Below are 15,872 nucleotides of genomic sequence, written 5' to 3'. Positions count from 1 at the left end.
TGGGTGCGATGACGGTCGTCCGATACCCCCGAGGGTATCAGGTACCCCTGGGGGTATGCAATGCTGGGGTGGGGTGGTGGTCGGTGGGGCGCATGCGCAGGGCGACCACCAGTCCGGAGGCGGCGGTCAGGGAGGCCACGATGAGGATCGCGGCCTCGAGCCCGAGGGCGTCGGCGGTGATGCCGGCGACCAGTGCGCCGATGGCGAAGCCGCCGTCGCGCCACAGCCGGTACACGCCGATCGCGCGTGCCCGCCATGTGGGGTGGGCGACGTCGCCGATGCCGGCGAGCAGGGTCGGGTAGACCATGGCGGTACCGACTCCCAGCAGCGTCATGGCCCCGAGCCATGCCGGGAAGCTCGATCCGGTAGCGATCAATGCGAGGGCGAGGGCCTGGGTGAGCATGCCGGCGACGATGAGGCCTTTGCGGCCCCACCGGTCTGAGAGCGCGCCGGTCACCAGCTGCGCGGCGCCCCAGGTGGCCGGGTAGATCGCGGCGAGCAGTCCGATCTGTCCCAGCGGCAGGGCGGCGGTGGCGAACAGGACGGGGAAGAGTCCCCAGGCGAGGCCGTCGTTGAGGTTGTTGACCAGGCCGGCCTGGCTGATCGAGGACAGCGACCGGTCCCGGACGCTGGTCAGCACGAAGACCTCCCGGTCGCTGCGGCTGTCCCGGTCGAGGATCCCGGTGCTGCCGGGTTCGTGGCGTGCGTGATCGCGGGTCTCGCGCACCAGGAGCATCGACAGTCCCAGGCCGAGGGCGATGAACGCGGTGCCCAGCAGGAACGGTGCAGCCCGCAGCCCATAGACCTCGGCGAGGTATCCCGTGGCGATGGCGGTCCCGGCGACGCCGAGATAGCCGGCGGCTTCGTTCAGGCCCATGGCGGTGCCGCGCCGGTGGGGGCCGACCAGGTCCATCTTCATCACCACGGTGGTCGACCAGGTCAGACCCTGACTGATGCCCAGCAGGACATTCGCAGCCACGACCCACCCCCAGGTCGGGGCCAGGATCAGCAGGACCGGCACGGGAATCGCGAGCATCCATCCGGCGACCAGCACGGGCTTGCGGCCGTGGCGGTCGCTGAGGGTGCCGGCGAGGTAGTTAGCGCAGGCCTTGGCCAGTCCGAAGGCGAGGATGTAGGTCAGTGCCCCGGAGTACTGCTCCAGCCCGAACTCCTCGGTGGCCAGCAGCGGCAGCACGGTCCGCTCCTGCCCCAGGCTCGCGCCGACCAGGGCGTTAACTGCCACGAGCAGCAGGAACTGGGGCAGGTTCTCCCGCAACCCCCAGCGCAGGGGAGCGATGACGGCGCGCTGGGTCATCCTCGACCCGCATTCCGAGCCTGCGCCTCCACGGGGCCCATGTCCAGGGCTCGCACCGTCTCGAGAGCCCTGGCCAGGCGGGAGGCGCGCAGCCCGCCCTGGTGGGTCTGCACCAGCAGGCCGTCACGGAAGATCATCAGCGTGGGCAGGGCCCGGACCTGCGCGGCAGCTGCCAGTCCGGGCTCTGCCTCGGTATCGACGGAGGCGAACAGCACCTCCGGATGCTCGGCGGCGACGCCGGCGAACACGGGGGCGAAGCGCCGGCACGGGGCGCACCAGGCGGCCCAGAAATCCACCACGACCACCTCGTGGGACCGGATCGCGGCACCGAAGGTCGTCTCCGTCAGCGCGCGGACGCGCCCTGGTGCGATGGAAGTGGAGCCGCTCATGCGGTCCTCCTCCGTGCGCGCAGGGGACAGCTCGGTAGGAGGAACCAGCACCCGGCGGCCGCGAGGGCGAGCAGCACCGCCACCGCAACGGCGATTGCGCCAGCGATTGACGGCAGCTCCTGAACCAGGACGAACACCCCCATGAACAGTACGAAGACACCGAAGCCTTTCCGCAGGATCGGCTCGGGGATCCGCCCGGCCAACCGCGCTCCGAGCAGGGAGCCGAGGATCGCGGCGACGGTTACCCCGCCCACCAGGGCCCAGTCCAGTGAGACCGAGGTGAGGTGTCCGGCGAGGCCTGCGAAAGAATTTATGGCGATCACCAGCAGCGAGGTACCCACCGCCACGGGCATCGGCAGTCCGCCCAGCAACGCCAGGGCGGGCACGATGAGGAACCCGCCCCCCGCGCCGACCAGACCTGTGACGAGTCCGACGGCGAGACCTTCGACGATGATCTTCACCGTCGGCAGCTCGCTCCTGGCGGAGTGTCCCGCGTGGGCGCCCCGACGGCCGCGGATCATCGCGATCGATGCCGCGACCATCACGAGGGCGAAGGCGATCATCAGCACGGTGCCCGGAATGTAGCCGCCGAGAATCCCACCACCGAGGGCGCCAACCATCCCGGCCCCACCGAAGATCAGCCCGGTCTTCCATCGCACCCTGCCAGCGCGGGCATGACTAATAGCACTGACCGCGGAGGTCGCCCCGACCACGAACAGCGAGGAGGCGATGGCCTCCTTCGGCGGCAGGCCGGCCACATAGGTCAGGATCGGGACCGTCAGGATCGAGCCGCCTCCCCCGAGAAGGCCGAGGGAGACTCCGATCAGGACGGCCAGCAGCAGGGTCAGGACGAGGGTGGGCGTCACAGAGGACCTTCCTTTCGAGGTGGGGCGTCAGGAGGTCGGCAGGCCGGCGTTCTGCCAGGCGATCATGCCGCCGCCCATGGTGTCGGCCTGGAAACCGGCCGCGGCGAGCTCCTCCGCCGCGCGGGCACTGCGCTTGCCGCTGCGGCACACCGTGACCACAGGCCGCTCCCGGTCCAGCTCTCCCGCCCGCGAGGCCAGCTGACCCAGCGGCATATGGATCGCCCCGGGGATCATCCCCTCGGCGACCTCTCCGTCCTCGCGGACGTCGACGATCTGGTCGCGGACGCGACGCACGTCCACCTCGGCAACAGTGATCTCAGACATGGAAACTCCCTCTCGAGCATCGAAGAACCGGCGACGGGATCCGTCGACGACGGGCGAACGATCGCCAGTGGCGCACACACTCCCACATACCCATGGGGGTATGCAAGACACCCCCGGGGGTATAGTGTGGTGGAACCGCCTCGGCTCGTCAGGAGAACGCCATGGAACTGAACCCCGATGACATGACCCCCGTCATCCACCGCCTCAAGCGCGCCCAGGGGCAGCTCGCTGCCGTGACCCGCATGATCGAGGAGGGCAAGGACTGCAAGGCCGTCGTCACCCAGCTCTCGGCCGTCTCCAAGGCCCTGGACCGCGCCGGCTTCGCGATCATCGCCAGCGGCATGGAGCAGTGCATGACCAGCCCGGACCAGGACCTTGACCGCAAGGAGCTCGAGAAGCTGTTCCTGACCCTGGCCTGAGACCCGAGATCCCGAGAAGATCGGGACCCGGCACGACGATCCGAAGGAGCGCGCGATGGCCTACACGCACCACCTCACCCTCGACCAGCCGTACACCCAGGCCGTCGAGTCCGTCCGTACAGCGCTGTCCGAGCAGGGGTTCGGGATCATCACCGAGATCGACATGCGGGCCACGTTCGAGAAGAAGCTCGACACCGACGCAGCCGATGAGATCGGCGACTACCTCATCCTCGGCGCCTGCAACCCCGGACTGGCCCGACGAGCCCTCGCCGCGGAGCCGCAGCTCGGCGCCCTCTTGCCGTGCAACGTCATCGTCCGCGGCGGGGACGAGGCAGGCCACAGCATCGTCGAGGCGATGGATCCGAAGGTCATGGTCCAGCTCAGCGACAGCGACCACGTCCGCGCGGTGGCCGACGACGCCGATGCGCGGCTGCGCGCAGCCCTGGCGTCGCTGTCGCGCGCCCACTGACCTCCCCTTGGCGCCTCAGCGGGCCCCCGCGGCCCGCCATCTGGTGACGGTGTCGCGCTGTGGTGAACCCGGTGGCGCAGATCTGGCGCAATACGGCCGCAGTGAATCTCTCGGCACCCCCAGTGACCGCGGGGTAATTGTTGCGCTCGGCTTCCCCTGGTGGGACACACCCGTCGAGGAAGTTACTGGGCGGTTGGGGTCTTGTGCGTGAGGATCTCGTCGAGGAGGTGGCGGACGCGGGTGTCGATGTCGTCGCGGATCTGGCGTGCCTGCTCGAGGGTGGTGTCAGCGGGGTCTTGGAGGTCCCAGTCTTCGTAGCGTTTGCCGGGGTAGAGGGGGCAGGCGTCGCCGCAGCCCATGGTGATGACCACGTCGGCGGCGCGGACGACGTCGTCGGTGAGGGGCTTGGGGAAGGCGGCGTGGAGGTCGATGCCGATCTCCTGCATGACGTCCACGGCGCGCGGGTGCAGGTCGGTGCTGGGTGCGGAGCCGGCGGAGCGGACATGGACGCGGCCGGCGGCGTGGCGGTTCAGGAGGGCTGCGGCCATCTGGGAGCGGCCGGCGTTCTGGACACAGACGAAGAGGATCTCGGGTACGTCGTGAGGGGCCGCGCCCTTGGCCTGCGCGAGGGCGGTCAGGCGGTCTCGGGCGAAGCGTTCTGTGACGGATGGCAGGTGGGAGGTGATCTTCGCGGTGCGGGCCAGGGCGGTGTAGGACTCGAAAACGTACCGGTCGACGGTCTCGGGCGCGAACACTCCAGCGAAGCGGTGGGCGAGGTCGCTGGCAATGGTGTGCAGGACGTGGTCAGCGCTGAGTAGAGAGGGTGTCTCGCGGGGGCGTGACATGGCGGGCGCCTCAGCGCTGCGTGGGGGTGGCCGGGGCGCCCTGGGGCAGGAGGCTCGCGATGAGCTCCTCGACCCGGGTGCGGATCTCAACGCGTACGGGCCGCACCTCGTCGATGCCCTTCCCGGCGGGGTCATCGAGCTTCCAGTCCTCGTAGCGCTTGCCCGGGTAGTAGGGGCAGGCGTCGCCGCAGCCCATGGTGATGACCACCTCGGAGGCCTGGACGGAGTCGGTGGTGAGGACCTTGGGTACCTGGTGGGAGATGTCGATGCCGACCTCTTCCATCGCGGCCACCGCGGCCGGGTTGACTGAGGCGGCGGGGGCGGAGCCGGCCGAGCGGACCTCGATGCGGTCACCGGCCAGCTCCCGCAGCCACCCCGCAGCCATCTGAGAGCGGCCGGCGTTGTGGACGCAAACGAACAGGACACTGGGACGAGTGGTCACGGGGAAACCTCCAAGGGCGCGGGGATAGGGGGTCAGGCAAGGTCGAGGAACGCGCGCAGCTCAGCGAAAGCGGCGGGTACGACGGAGTAGTGAGCCCACCGGCCCCGCTGCTCCCTGGTCAGGAGGCCGGCTTCGACGAGTTTCTTCATGTGGTGGCTGACGGTGGGCTGGCTGATCCCGAGCGGCTCGGTGAGGTCGCAGGCGCAGACTGAATTGCAGCCCTGGGCGGCAACGTGGGAGAGCAGCCGCAGCCGAGTGGGGTCCGACAGCGCTTTCAGCATCGACGCGAGCCTCTCGGCGTCGACGCTGTCGATGGGCCCGGCGGACAGCGTGCAGCACGCCTCGGCGCCGGACGCCGCCTCGAGGGGCGCAGCGGGGGTATCGATCGTGGTGGTCATGCCCTCACCTCACATTGACGGATATCGATGTGAAGCATAGCGTTCGGATCGATATCCGTCGATGGAAGGTGCCGAGCCCTGATGAGTACGACCGCCCAGGACGTGGCACAGCCGCGCGTGATGAAGGAGATGTCCTTCCTGGATCGCTGGCTGCCGGTGTGGATCATCGCCGCGATGGTGGTCGGGCTGCTGCTGGGGCGGTTCATCCCGGGCCTCGATGTCGCGCTGGAGGCGGTGAAGATCGGCTCGGTGTCGCTGCCGATCGCGATCGGACTGCTGGTGATGATGTACCCGGTCCTGGCGAAGGTCCGCTACGACGAGACTCGCCGCATCGGCGCCGACAAGCGCCTGCTGATCTTCTCGCTGGTGCTGAACTGGCTGATCGGCCCGGCCCTGATGTTCGCGCTGGCCTGGATCTTCCTGGCCGACCTGCCGGAGTACCGCACCGGGCTGATCATTGTCGGGCTCGCGCGGTGCATCGCGATGGTGCTGATCTGGAACGACCTGGCCTGCGGTGACCGCGAGGCCGCCGCAGTGCTGGTGGCGATCAACTCTGTCTTCCAGGTGATCGCCTTCGGTGCCCTGGGCTGGTTCTACCTCCAGGCGCTGCCGTCGTGGCTGGGCCTGTCGACGACCTCGGCCGAGTTCTCGATCGGTGCGATCGTGCTCAGCGTGCTGATCTTCCTCGGCATCCCCCTGATCGCCGGGTTCCTGACTCGTGTCATCGGTGAGCGCGCCAAGGGGCGCACCTGGTACGAGGAACGCTTCCTGCCGAGGATCGGGCCGTGGGCCCTGTACGGGCTGCTGTTCACCATCGTGCTGCTGTTCGCCCTGCAGGGCGAAGCGATCACCACCAACCCGCTGGACGTGGCCCGGATCGCGCTGCCGCTGCTGGTCTACTTCGTGGTCATGTTCCTGGGGTCGTTCCTGCTCGGGCGCGCGATCGGCCTGAACTATGCGAAGTCCACCACCGTCGCGTTCACCGCCTCGGGCAACAACTTCGAGCTCGCGATCGCGGTCGCGATCGGCACCTTCGGCGTCACCTCCGGCCAGGCCCTCGCCGGTGTCGTCGGCCCCCTGATCGAGGTGCCCGTCCTGGTCGCCCTGGTCTACGTCGCCCTGGCGATGGGTCAGTGCCTGTTCCCCGGCGACGCCACTGTCCCCACCCGATGATCCTGCTGAAGGAGAACCCGATGATGAGCACGAAGCCCCCCACGGTGCTATTTGTCTGCGTAAAGAACGGAGGTAAGTCCCAGATGGCCGCCGCGCTGATGCGCCACCACGCCGGAGACGCCGTGCGCGTGCTGTCCGCCGGAACCCGCCCCGCAGCGGCCATCAACGCCCAGTCCGCCGAAGCGATTGCCGAGGTCGGCGCAGACATGTCCTCCGCCGTGCCCCAGCCGGTGACAGACGAGCTGTTGCGGAGCGTCGACCAGGTGATCGTCCTTGGGGAGGAGGCTGTTATCGAGCGCGTTGCGGGGATGGCCGCGACGGTGACCACCTGGCACACCGATGAACCCGCGACCCGCGGCATCGAGGGGATGGAGCGGATGCGGCTGGTGCGCGATGACATCGACGCCCACGTGCAGGCACTGCTCGAGGACCTGCGGGAACCCCAGAGCTAGAGGGACGCTGTGGTGCGAGGCATGTCAGTGAAGTGGCCCGGGACGGCTCACGCGCAGGCGGATCAGCCGGTACACCACCCCGATCGCGAGCACCGCAACGCCGGCAAGGATCGAGGTCGGGGGCAGGGTGGCCGCCAGCACCACGCAGCCGATCGCGCCCAAGCCCTGCCACGCCTTGGCGTAGCGGCGGTGGGGCGCATCCTGGGTGGCGGCGGCGATGTTGGCAATGAGGTAGTAGACAAGAACGCCGAAGGACGAGAACCCGATTGCGTCGCGCAGATCGGCCACGACGATGATCGCGCTGACGACCAGCGCCAAGGTGATCTCGGCACGGTGGGGGACCTGGTATCTCGGGTGCACTGCGGCCAGCCAGCGAGGAAGATCCTGGTGGCGTGCCATTGCCAGGCTGGTGCGGCCGACACCCGCCACCAGAGCCAGCGGCGCACCCAAGGCCGCGGCGGCCGCCCCGATCCGCACCAGCGGCTCCGCCCCAGCCCAGCCGCGTGCGATGACGACGTCGGCCAGCGGTGTCGCTGAAATCGCAACGCTCGAGCCCCCCAGCGTCATCAGGACACTGACAGCGATCAGCACGTAGATCACCAGCGCGAGACCGAGCGCGGCCAGGATCGCCCGCGGGATGGTGCGCTGAGGGTCCTTGACCTCCTCGCCCATGGTCGCGATCCGCGCGTAGCCCGCGAACGCGAAGAACAGCAGGCCCGCTGACTGCAGCACGCCGTACCAGCCGCCCTGAACCCTCAGCCCCTCGGCGCCATCGAGCGCTGGAGCGCCGGAGGTCAGCCCGGCCACGATGACCACGGCCAACACCACGAGCACGAGCGACACGATCACCCGTGTCGCCGCCGCAGTGCGCGTGACTCCGAAGTAGTTGATGGCCGCCAACGCCAGCACAGCCGCCACGGCGACTGGCTTTTGCCAGGGGCCAGGGACTGCGTACGCCGCGAAGGTCATCGCCATCGCCGCGCAACTCGCGGTCTTGCCGATGACGAACCCCCACCCCGCCACGAACCCCGGCCACTGCCCGAGACGCTCGCGACCGTACACATAGGTTCCCCCGGACGTCGGGTACTGCGCCGCCAGCTGCGCCGAGGACGTGGCATTGCAGTACGCCACCACGGCAGCGATCGCCAAGCCGATCAGCAACCCCGCCCCGGCAGCTGCGGCAGCCGGCGCGAACGCGGCGAAGATGCCCGCACCCACCATCGACCCCAGACCGATCATGACGGCGTCACCCGTCCCCAACCGCCGAGCCAGACCAGGCTGAGCACTCATGTCGTCATCCCTCCAGATCGGACCTCGCGGGCACAACCACCCGACCTATGAATCGTAACCCGATATCGGATGTCGATCTTGAGCTGTTCGAGACCCCGTCGGTCGGGGGCGTAGACTCCGGTGCCGATATCGGATCCGTGAGTGCAGGGGAGGTGGGGTGCGTGCGCGACTTCCAACGAGGTGCGGTGCGGCTGCACATCCTGCATCACGCGGTGGAGGACGAGATCCACGGCGCATGGATGATGGCCGAGCTCGCCGAGCACGGGTACTCCATCAGTCCCGGTACTCTCTACCCCACTCTGCACCGCATGGAATCCGATGGGCTTCTGACGTCGACCGGCCGTACCGTCGAGGGACGCAACCGACGCGTCTACCGCGCGACCGACGCGGGCCGCGACGCGCTGAACGATGACCGCAGAGCTCTCGCGGAACTTGCCCACGAGGTCCTCGGATGGCGATCCCCGGAGACTCCTCCGGCGGACCCCGCCTAGAGCTCTGAGGCCGACCCTCTAGATGCTCAGTGCCCGGTACCGAGCTTGCCGGAGAGGCGTTCGAGGCGCTGGAGGCTCGCGCCGTCCAGGCCGATGATGCGTGCTTCCTTGTCGCGGGCGGCGTACTTGCTCTGCACGGCGTCGAGGCTCGCGACGGTGGAGGCATCCCAGACATCGGCCGCGGTGAGGTCGATGATGACGGTCTCGGGATCGCCGGCGTAGTCGAACTGGTAGACGAGATCGTTGCTAGAAGCCCAGAATAGTTCGCCCTTGACGGCATAGCGGCGGATGTCGATGGCGCCGTCGCCATCAGTGTCGGTCTCCCAGACCTTCTCGATGTGGACGAGGTGGGCGACGCGGCGGGCGAACAGGATCATCGCGGTGATGACACCGAGGACGACGCCGATGGCGAGGTTGTGGGTGGCGACGGTGGCGATGACGGTGACGAGCATGACGGCGGTCTCGGACCAGGGCATCAGGCGCAGGGTGGTGGGGCGGATGCTGTGCCAGTCGAAGGTCGCGACGGAGACCATGATCATCACCGCGACCAGGGCGGCCATCGGGATCAGGCCCACGATGTCTCCCAGGGCAAGGACGAGGACGAGCAGGAAGGTGCCGGCGAGGAACGTGGAGATCCTGGTGCGGGCCCCGGACTGCTTCACGTTGATCATGGTCTGGCCGATCATGGCGCAGCCGCCCATGCCGCCGAAGAACCCAGAGGCGATGTTGGCGATGCCCTGTCCCCAGGACTCGCGAGTCTTGTTCGAGTGGGTGTCGGTGATGTCGTCGACGAGCTTGGCGGTCATCAGCGATTCCATGATCCCGACGATCGCCATCGCCAGGGCATAGGGCGCGATGATCTGCAGCGTCTCGAGAGTCGGAGGCACATCGGGGATGAACAGTTCCGGCAGCGACTCGGGCAGCTGACCCTGGTCGGAGACGTTCGGCATGGACCAGCCGGTGGCGAGGACCGCTGCGGTGAGCAGCACGATCGCGACCAGCGGCGCCGGCACCACGGTGGTCAGCCGCGGCAGGAGCACCATGATCGCGATGCCCACCGCGACCAGCGGATAGACGATCCACGGGATGTTCTCGCCGAAGAGGTGGGGAAGCTGGGCGGTGAAGATGAGGATCGCCAGAGCATTGACGAAGCCGGTCATCACGCTGCGGGGGATGAACCGCATCAGTTTCGCGACGCCCAGTAGAGCCAGGATGATCTGCAGGAGTCCGGCGAGGATGACGGTGGCGATGAAGTAATCCAGCCCGTACTCGTGGGCGACGGGCGCGATCACCAGGGCGATCGCACCGGTCGCGGCGGAGATCATCGCGGGTCGGCCTCCGACGAGGGCGATCGTGACCGCCATGATGAACGAGGAGAAGAGGCCGACCTGCGGGGGAACGCCGGCGAGGATGGAGAAGGAGATCGCCTCGGGGATCAGTGCGAGGGCGACGACGAGTCCGGCGAGGATCTCGGTCTTGAGCTTGCGGGGGTTGCGCAGGGCCGCGACTACGGTGTCCGGTTGCTGCTGGGAGTGTTGCTGCGTGCTGTCGAGGGGCGCAGTGCTGAGGGAAGTCACGGAAAGTCCTAGCGTGGGGAGGGAGGGCCCCGGCGGCACGGAACGTTTCCGTGAGGGGCCAGCTAACTAACCCTCACGTTACGTGAGCTTTCAGGTGACGGGTACGAGACCTGCGTCACGAGTGACTTGGTGTTAGGTCTCCGACGTCCTCGCATCGCCCGGGGCTGCGGGTACGGAGAGGTCACGGAGGCGCGAGAGGAACTCATCGGCCATCGCCACCTTCCTCTCCAGCGCGCTGCGGCGCTCGATCGCGATCGCCTCGATCTCCTGAAGCTTCTGCCGTGCTTCGAGCGGAGCGTCGGGCTGGGCGACCTGGTGGGTGATGTCGAGCAGCTCGCGCATCTGTTCCAGCGTGAAGTCCAGCGGCTTCATGCGCCGGATCAGCAGGATCCGCTCGACATCGGCGTCGGAGTAGAGACGGAACCCGCCCTCACTGCGCTCGGACGGATTGACCAACCCGATCTCGTCATAGTGTCGCAACGTGCGGAGGCTGAGCTCAGTACGCTCAGCGACCGCACCGATGTGCAGTAGCTGATCCGCCTCATCTTTGTCGCTCATGAAGCCAGTCTGCCTCACCCCTCCCGCGTGACTCCGGTGACGCAGCGCCACATGCGCATTGGTGGCCCAATTGGGTATACCCAAACGCGACACCCGCCGCCCAGACATCGCCGCTGTATCAAAAGGTCCAGTCCGGCTTTTTGGCGCATGTCTCGGCTAGGCTCTTAGATGTGAATGGAACACATCGGGCCCCGGGGCAGCGCGTCGCGTACCTCCGGGTGTCATCGGCCGGCCAGAACCTCGCACGGCAGCTCGAGGCGGTGGGGGAGTGCGACCAGACCTTCACCGAGAAGCAGTCCGGCAAGAGCGCGACCGACCGCCCGCAGCTGCAGGCGCTCATCCGGCACGTCCGCCGCGGCGACCACGTCGTCGTCGCGTCCATGGACCGCCTGGCCCGCTCAGTCATCGACCTGAACGACATCGTCCAGCAGATCACCGGCGACCCCGCCGAGCACACCGAGCAGCGCCCCAGGAAGGGTGCAAGCATCGAGTTCCTCAAAGAGCGGCTCACCTTCGAGCCCGGGCACGCGGACCCCATGGCGGCGTTTCAGCTGAACATGATGGGCGCCTTCGCGCAGTTCGAGCGCGAGCTCATCCGTCAGCGCCAGGCCGAGGGCATCGCCGCCGCGAAGAAGCGCGGCGCCTACAAGGGCCGGCCTCGCAGCCTCGAGAGCGAGCAGATCCGCTCCGTCCGCAACGCCGCCCTCGCCGGCACACCCAAAGCCCAAATCGCCCGTGAGCACGGCATCAGCCGATCCACGCTGTACCGCTACCTCGGGACGTCGCCGCTGCTACCAGGTGCTTGACTAGATTCAGACGGGTGGATCCTCGCAAATGCACCCTCTACGCCTGCTGGAGGAGCTGGTTGTACGACCAACCGCTACGCCCCAGCCCTCTCAGGTACTTGGCGAGTAACTCCAGCACGTGAGCCTCGATCTGAGTCTGCGGATCTTCCCATGCCGTCGGTTGAATGACCAGGTGATGTGTAGAGAAGTCGCGTGGAAACTGCGGCGCTCTCCCAGAGAAGGCATCTTCAATAGCGCTAGCCCCACGCAGATGATTTAGGTGCACACCGACACGCCACTGCCCCTGATATCCCTGGGCCAGGGATATCTTGCGAAGTGTTTCGAGGAACTGAGCGCCGAACAGGGCCATTGTTCCCGTTAGCGCCACGTGCTGGACACTTCCAGGCGCACGCTCAATTATCCGTGTTGCGCCACCGCTTACCGCGCTGATCGTGAGGTCGTCGTGCAGGCCGATCTGAGCCTCTCGATGCTCGTATTCCGGCCGTACCTTGTCGTAGCTGGTGCGGAGACTCAGACCGTCGGGGTCGTTCGCGGTGTGCAGGCATCCGCGGAGGAGAGTCGACCAGCTCCGTCGACCGTTGTCCAGGTTCACGAGGATCGAGGTGAGTCCTTCCTGGGAGAGTGGTTCAGATGGGACGGGAGAGCAGGGTTCTGCGAGGAAGAACGCGTGGCCGTGGCCGGTGGGAGCGCCCTCTATCAGCTGGTCGATCGGGTCGTTCAGCGCGAGTCCCTGGAGGCGCTCGACGAAGCCGTGGGTGCGCTGGTCCCGAGCGAGAATGAGGGTTCGTACTTCTGGATCAGAGAGCACTCGCTTCCCGTCGGCCGAGCGCCCGTAGTACCGCTCGTCCACCATGTGTGGCGCGAGCGGTGATGGCGGCACCGAGACAATGAGGACATTGCGGCCGTCGGGGCCTTCGACGTCATCCAGGACCACTGGCACGAGGGGAGGGGAGATCCTTGTTGCCGCCACCTGGGAGATTCGATCTCGCATACCGCCGGTTTCGCACCCCACGACCTCGTAGGTCTTGTCCTTCACGCCGAAGATGAGAACTCCGCCGTGGACGCTGAGAGCGGCGATGTCGCGGGCCAGCTCCGTGTTGACGGCCTTAGTAGACGGGCCAATCGCCTCCTTCAGCTCGCACCACTGATTCTCCTCGAGCAGGCCTCCTTCGGCAGCCGCGCGCACCTTGTCCCAGGTGTCAAGAAACGTGAGCGGCCGTCCGGGACCGAGATAGTGCTGCACCGTGGGACCTCCGGGTCAGTGAGTGGGTCAGTACTGCTTGCTGGTAGTGAGCTGGGCGTAACGCTCGAAGAGCAGCTGCGCGCGACGCTCGTTCGTTCCGCACCTGCGTTGAGGGGAGAACTGCCGATCAACGACTCGGTCCAGTGCCGCATGGGCTTTGAGCAAGTCGGGGTCCATGAAGCCTTCGGCGTAGTGCTGAGCAAGTGTGCGCTCCGGATGCTTCGCTCGCGCCTCGAGGATGCGGGCGCCGGCTTCGATGATCGACTGGCGCTCTGTGTCGCTAACCTTGGGAAGCGGGAAGCTGTTCCAGGTCAGCGTGTTCGAGAATGCTGGATCGTTCTTGATGCGGCCGCCAACGGATTTCTGCCAGGTGATGAACATGGAGCTGCTGATGATTGCGAAAGCGAAGCCATCGGGATCCTCGCACTTGTAGACCTTGTCGCCGGCGATGACGTTGGGAGACAGTCTGGAAGCGGTCACCCATGGGCGAGTCTCGCTGAAGATCTTGGGGATCCCCAGATACTCAACGTCCGGTTGGGACCTCTGTCCGAAGAGGTGCGCGGTGGCGGCCATTGCGCGGGTCGAGGCGGCAGAGCTTGCCTGCCGGAACGCCCGGACAGCAGCGATTCTCTCGGTGAGGACAGGGGACTTCTTCACGTCGGCGGGGTCGAGGTCGACGAGCCACAAACACCAGCGAGGCAGATCATGGATGAGTTCCTTGCCCATCATGAACTGCCTGATGTACTTCGCGGCGATGGGATCGGCGGCGACTCGCTCGTATTCATCCCTCTCGATGATCAGATGCCCTCCGTCCCGGGGCATGCTTCCCATCGATGCCGGAGGCAGCTGGGGGCTCAGCGGCGTTCGGCGTTGCTCGACCAGGACGTTGGGACCGTCCACGAGGTAGGCGTTGATCGACGATGCCGGGATCTCGGTGGGCTCGGCTTTCACCGATTCGTAGGTGAAGAGCCGCGGCGCGGGCTTGGTGTCTCGATCGAAACCGACGATGGTGCAGTAGACCGACGCGGCGCCGGGGGCTTCGCTGGTCCAGGCGAAAGTGCGGTGTGCGAAGCGGATGCGCCAGCCGGCCCGGAAGATCGGGCCGAAGAGTGCGGGGACGGGTTCTCCCTGGGTGGTCGAGTTCGTCGAGACGAAGGCGAAGCGGCCGGCCACGTCGCCGAAGAAGTCGAGGGCTTTGCGGTACCAGCCGGTCACGTAGTCGAGGCGCCCGATGTCCTTGCGTTGCCAGACGTCGCGCAGGTCCTGCGCCTGATCGGGGGTGCGGGTTGCGTGTCCGAGGAATGGGGGGTTTCCCATCACGTACGTCCTCGGCGTGGCAGGCAAGATGGCGGCCCAGTCGCAGCGCAGCGCGTTGCCAACCGTGACCCGAGCAGAGTCCTGCAAGGGCAGCATCGGTACCGCGTAGCCGAGGGTGAGGTTCACGGCCTGGTTGGCCTGGTGCTCGACCAGGAACATTGCGGTGCGGGCGATGGTGGCCGGCCACTCCTCGAGCTCGATCCCATGGAACTGTGACAGCTTCACGTGAACGCGATCACCGGCATCCAAGGACAGCTGCGCGCGCGACGGGTCGAGCTGCTGGAGGCGCTCGTGGATGCGCAACTCAAGGCCTCGCAGCTCCCGGTAGGCGATGATCAGGAAGTTCCCGCACCCGCAGGCCGGGTCCAGGAACGACAGCGACCCCAGATGTTCGAGCAGTTTCTCCAGCTCGCGCTTCTTGGCGTGCGCCTTGGTGAACTGGTCCTCGAGCTCGTCGAGGAACAGGGGGCGGATGAGCTTGAGGATGTTGGTCTCGGTCGTGTAGTGCTCGCCCAGCTCGCGGCGCGCCTTCTTCGACTTCACGGCCTGGAACAGGGAGCCGAAGATCGCGGGGGAGATGCTGGACCAGTTGAAGTACGCGGCCTGCAGCAGCAGCTCGCGGGAGGCCCGGTCGAAGTAGGGGATCTCCACGGCCTCACCGAACACGGAGCCGTTGACGTAGGGGAACGCCTGGATCAGGTCGTCGTCGCGCCCGTACCGCTTGTCCTCGGGCTTGTTCAGGGCCTGGTAGAGCGTGGTCAGCTGCGCGCCGAGGTCGGAGCCGTCTTCGCTGGTGCGCTCTTCGATGTACCGGGAGAACAGGTCGCGCTCCCAGAGGCCGGAGTCGTCGGCGTACAGGCAGAACAGGGTGCGGATCAGGAAGATCGAGGCCTGGTGCTCGTCGTACCCGGTGGCCTCGAGGTGCTCGTACAGCTTGGCCATCAGCTGCGCGGCCTTGATCGAGGCGGTCTCCTGCTCGAGGGAGCCGAACTTCGCACGCCGGTAGCCGGCGAGAAACATCAGATCCTCGACGTGCGCGGGCAGCTCCTCGAGCGGGAACTCCAGCAGCTCAGTCTCAGGCGAGTCCGCGGCAAGATCCAGCAGCCGGAAGCGCTTGAAGTCGCTGGTGATGACGAAGTCGGGCCGCTCATGCTCGGTCAGGGACTCCATGTAGTCCAGCGCCTGGGCCTCGGCTTTGGCGAGGTCGGCGCCGGTTGACTTCATTTCGATCAGGGCGGTGCCGGAGATCAGCGCGTCGATGTAGCCCTGACCGCCGGTGGAGGCACGCTGGGCACGCTTCTCGTACAGCGCCGCGCCCGAGCGGGTGATGCCGAAGACCCGCAGCAGGTCCCGGACGAAGGACTGGGCCTCACCCCGCTCGTACCCCTCCGCGTCGCGCCACTGCGCGACGAACGCTCCAGCACGAGAGCGGATGTCGGGCAGCACGAGGGGCTTCTGGCTCATGGACACATGTTCGCAGGTTTCTCCGGGCACAAGG

Annotated in this window: 18 protein-coding genes; 6 read left to right on the top strand and 12 right to left on the bottom strand. The window is 67.2% G+C overall.

The window, feature by feature from the left end; translation table 11 throughout:
- Positions 1-37 precede the first annotated feature (37 nt).
- The 4 genes from ABD080_RS13790 to ABD080_RS13775 are packed head-to-tail and all read right to left on the bottom strand — an operon-like array spanning position 38 to position 2,894.
- Positions 38-1,315 carry an MFS transporter gene (locus tag ABD080_RS13790; RefSeq protein ID WP_343905702.1) on the bottom strand — a complete coding sequence of 426 codons (1,278 nt, stop codon included), beginning with the start codon at positions 1,313-1,315 and terminating at the stop codon, positions 38-40.
- A complete protein-coding gene (locus ABD080_RS13785; protein WP_343905700.1) occupies positions 1,312-1,704 on the bottom strand; it encodes a thioredoxin family protein in 393 nt (130 codons plus the stop codon). The genes ABD080_RS13790 and ABD080_RS13785 overlap by 4 nt, the downstream gene beginning before the upstream one ends.
- Positions 1,701-2,570, bottom strand: a complete 870-nt coding sequence (locus ABD080_RS13780) for a sulfite exporter TauE/SafE family protein (protein WP_343905698.1) — start codon at positions 2,568-2,570, stop codon at positions 1,701-1,703. The genes ABD080_RS13785 and ABD080_RS13780 overlap by 4 nt, the downstream gene beginning before the upstream one ends.
- A gap of 27 nt (positions 2,571-2,597) precedes the next feature.
- Complete coding sequence (locus ABD080_RS13775; RefSeq protein ID WP_343905696.1) at positions 2,598-2,894, bottom strand: rhodanese-like domain-containing protein; 297 nt, start codon at positions 2,892-2,894, stop codon at positions 2,598-2,600.
- Positions 2,895-3,055: 161 nt separating this feature from the next.
- Between ABD080_RS13775 and ABD080_RS13770 the strand changes: the two genes are divergently transcribed.
- Both ABD080_RS13770 and ABD080_RS13765 read left to right on the top strand, forming a co-directional pair.
- Positions 3,056-3,313 carry a metal-sensitive transcriptional regulator gene (locus tag ABD080_RS13770; protein ID WP_343905694.1) on the top strand — a complete coding sequence of 86 codons (258 nt, stop codon included), beginning with the start codon at positions 3,056-3,058 and terminating at the stop codon, positions 3,311-3,313.
- A gap of 55 nt (positions 3,314-3,368) precedes the next feature.
- Positions 3,369-3,782 (top strand): DUF302 domain-containing protein, encoded by a 414-nt coding sequence (locus tag ABD080_RS13765; protein ID WP_343905692.1) that lies wholly within the window; start codon positions 3,369-3,371, stop codon positions 3,780-3,782.
- Positions 3,783-3,964: 182 nt separating this feature from the next.
- On the opposite strand, the gene ABD080_RS13760 is transcribed toward ABD080_RS13765, so the two are convergent.
- The 3 genes from ABD080_RS13760 to ABD080_RS13750 are packed head-to-tail and all read right to left on the bottom strand — an operon-like array spanning position 3,965 to position 5,467.
- On the bottom strand, positions 3,965-4,627 hold the full coding sequence (locus tag ABD080_RS13760) for an arsenate reductase ArsC (protein ID WP_343905690.1): 663 nt from the start codon (positions 4,625-4,627) through the stop codon (positions 3,965-3,967).
- 10 nt (positions 4,628-4,637) lie between these two features.
- Positions 4,638-5,069, bottom strand: coding sequence for an arsenate reductase ArsC (locus ABD080_RS13755; RefSeq protein ID WP_343905686.1), 432 nt, complete (start codon positions 5,067-5,069; stop codon positions 4,638-4,640).
- 32 nt (positions 5,070-5,101) lie between these two features.
- Positions 5,102-5,467, bottom strand: a complete 366-nt coding sequence (locus ABD080_RS13750) for an ArsR/SmtB family transcription factor (RefSeq protein WP_343905683.1) — start codon at positions 5,465-5,467, stop codon at positions 5,102-5,104.
- An 81-nt stretch (positions 5,468-5,548) separates the two neighbouring features.
- Between ABD080_RS13750 and arsB the strand changes: the two genes are divergently transcribed.
- Both arsB and ABD080_RS13740 read left to right on the top strand, forming a co-directional pair.
- The gene (arsB, locus tag ABD080_RS13745) at positions 5,549-6,640 is read left to right on the top strand and encodes an ACR3 family arsenite efflux transporter (RefSeq protein ID WP_343905681.1); all 1,092 of its coding nucleotides are present in this window, start codon (positions 5,549-5,551) and stop codon (positions 6,638-6,640) included.
- Between the two features lie 23 nt (positions 6,641-6,663).
- Positions 6,664-7,092 (top strand): arsenate-mycothiol transferase ArsC, encoded by a 429-nt coding sequence (locus ABD080_RS13740; RefSeq protein WP_343906109.1) that lies wholly within the window; start codon positions 6,664-6,666, stop codon positions 7,090-7,092.
- Between the two features lie 24 nt (positions 7,093-7,116).
- On the opposite strand, the gene ABD080_RS13735 is transcribed toward ABD080_RS13740, so the two are convergent.
- On the bottom strand, positions 7,117-8,382 hold the full coding sequence (locus tag ABD080_RS13735) for an APC family permease (protein ID WP_343905679.1): 1,266 nt from the start codon (positions 8,380-8,382) through the stop codon (positions 7,117-7,119).
- A gap of 47 nt (positions 8,383-8,429) precedes the next feature.
- Between ABD080_RS13735 and ABD080_RS13730 the strand changes: the two genes are divergently transcribed.
- Complete coding sequence (locus ABD080_RS13730; RefSeq protein WP_343905678.1) at positions 8,430-8,873, top strand: Rv3488 family transcriptional regulator; 444 nt, start codon at positions 8,430-8,432, stop codon at positions 8,871-8,873.
- Positions 8,874-8,899: 26 nt separating this feature from the next.
- Here ABD080_RS13730 and ABD080_RS13725 read toward each other — a convergent pair whose 3' ends face one another.
- Both ABD080_RS13725 and ABD080_RS13720 read right to left on the bottom strand, forming a co-directional pair.
- Complete coding sequence (locus ABD080_RS13725; RefSeq protein WP_377827319.1) at positions 8,900-10,450, bottom strand: SulP family inorganic anion transporter; 1,551 nt, start codon at positions 10,448-10,450, stop codon at positions 8,900-8,902.
- Positions 10,451-10,582: 132 nt separating this feature from the next.
- The gene (locus ABD080_RS13720; RefSeq protein ID WP_343905676.1) at positions 10,583-11,008 is read right to left on the bottom strand and encodes a MerR family transcriptional regulator; all 426 of its coding nucleotides are present in this window, start codon (positions 11,006-11,008) and stop codon (positions 10,583-10,585) included.
- Between the two features lie 170 nt (positions 11,009-11,178).
- Between ABD080_RS13720 and ABD080_RS13715 the strand changes: the two genes are divergently transcribed.
- Entirely contained in the window at positions 11,179-11,814 is a 636-nt protein-coding gene (locus tag ABD080_RS13715) for a recombinase family protein (RefSeq protein ID WP_343905674.1), read from the top strand.
- A 37-nt stretch (positions 11,815-11,851) separates the two neighbouring features.
- Here ABD080_RS13715 and ABD080_RS13710 read toward each other — a convergent pair whose 3' ends face one another.
- Positions 11,852-13,057 (bottom strand): AlbA family DNA-binding domain-containing protein, encoded by a 1,206-nt coding sequence (locus ABD080_RS13710; protein WP_343905672.1) that lies wholly within the window; start codon positions 13,055-13,057, stop codon positions 11,852-11,854.
- A gap of 27 nt (positions 13,058-13,084) precedes the next feature.
- Positions 13,085-15,838 carry a DNA methyltransferase gene (locus tag ABD080_RS13705; RefSeq protein WP_343905670.1) on the bottom strand — a complete coding sequence of 918 codons (2,754 nt, stop codon included), beginning with the start codon at positions 15,836-15,838 and terminating at the stop codon, positions 13,085-13,087.
- Positions 15,839-15,872: the final 34 nt, after the last annotated feature.

Source organism: Brachybacterium rhamnosum (assembly GCF_039526185.1).
Classification (GTDB): domain Bacteria; phylum Actinomycetota; class Actinomycetes; order Actinomycetales; family Dermabacteraceae; genus Brachybacterium; species Brachybacterium rhamnosum.
This window is presented reverse-complemented; position numbering and strand designations above follow the sequence as displayed.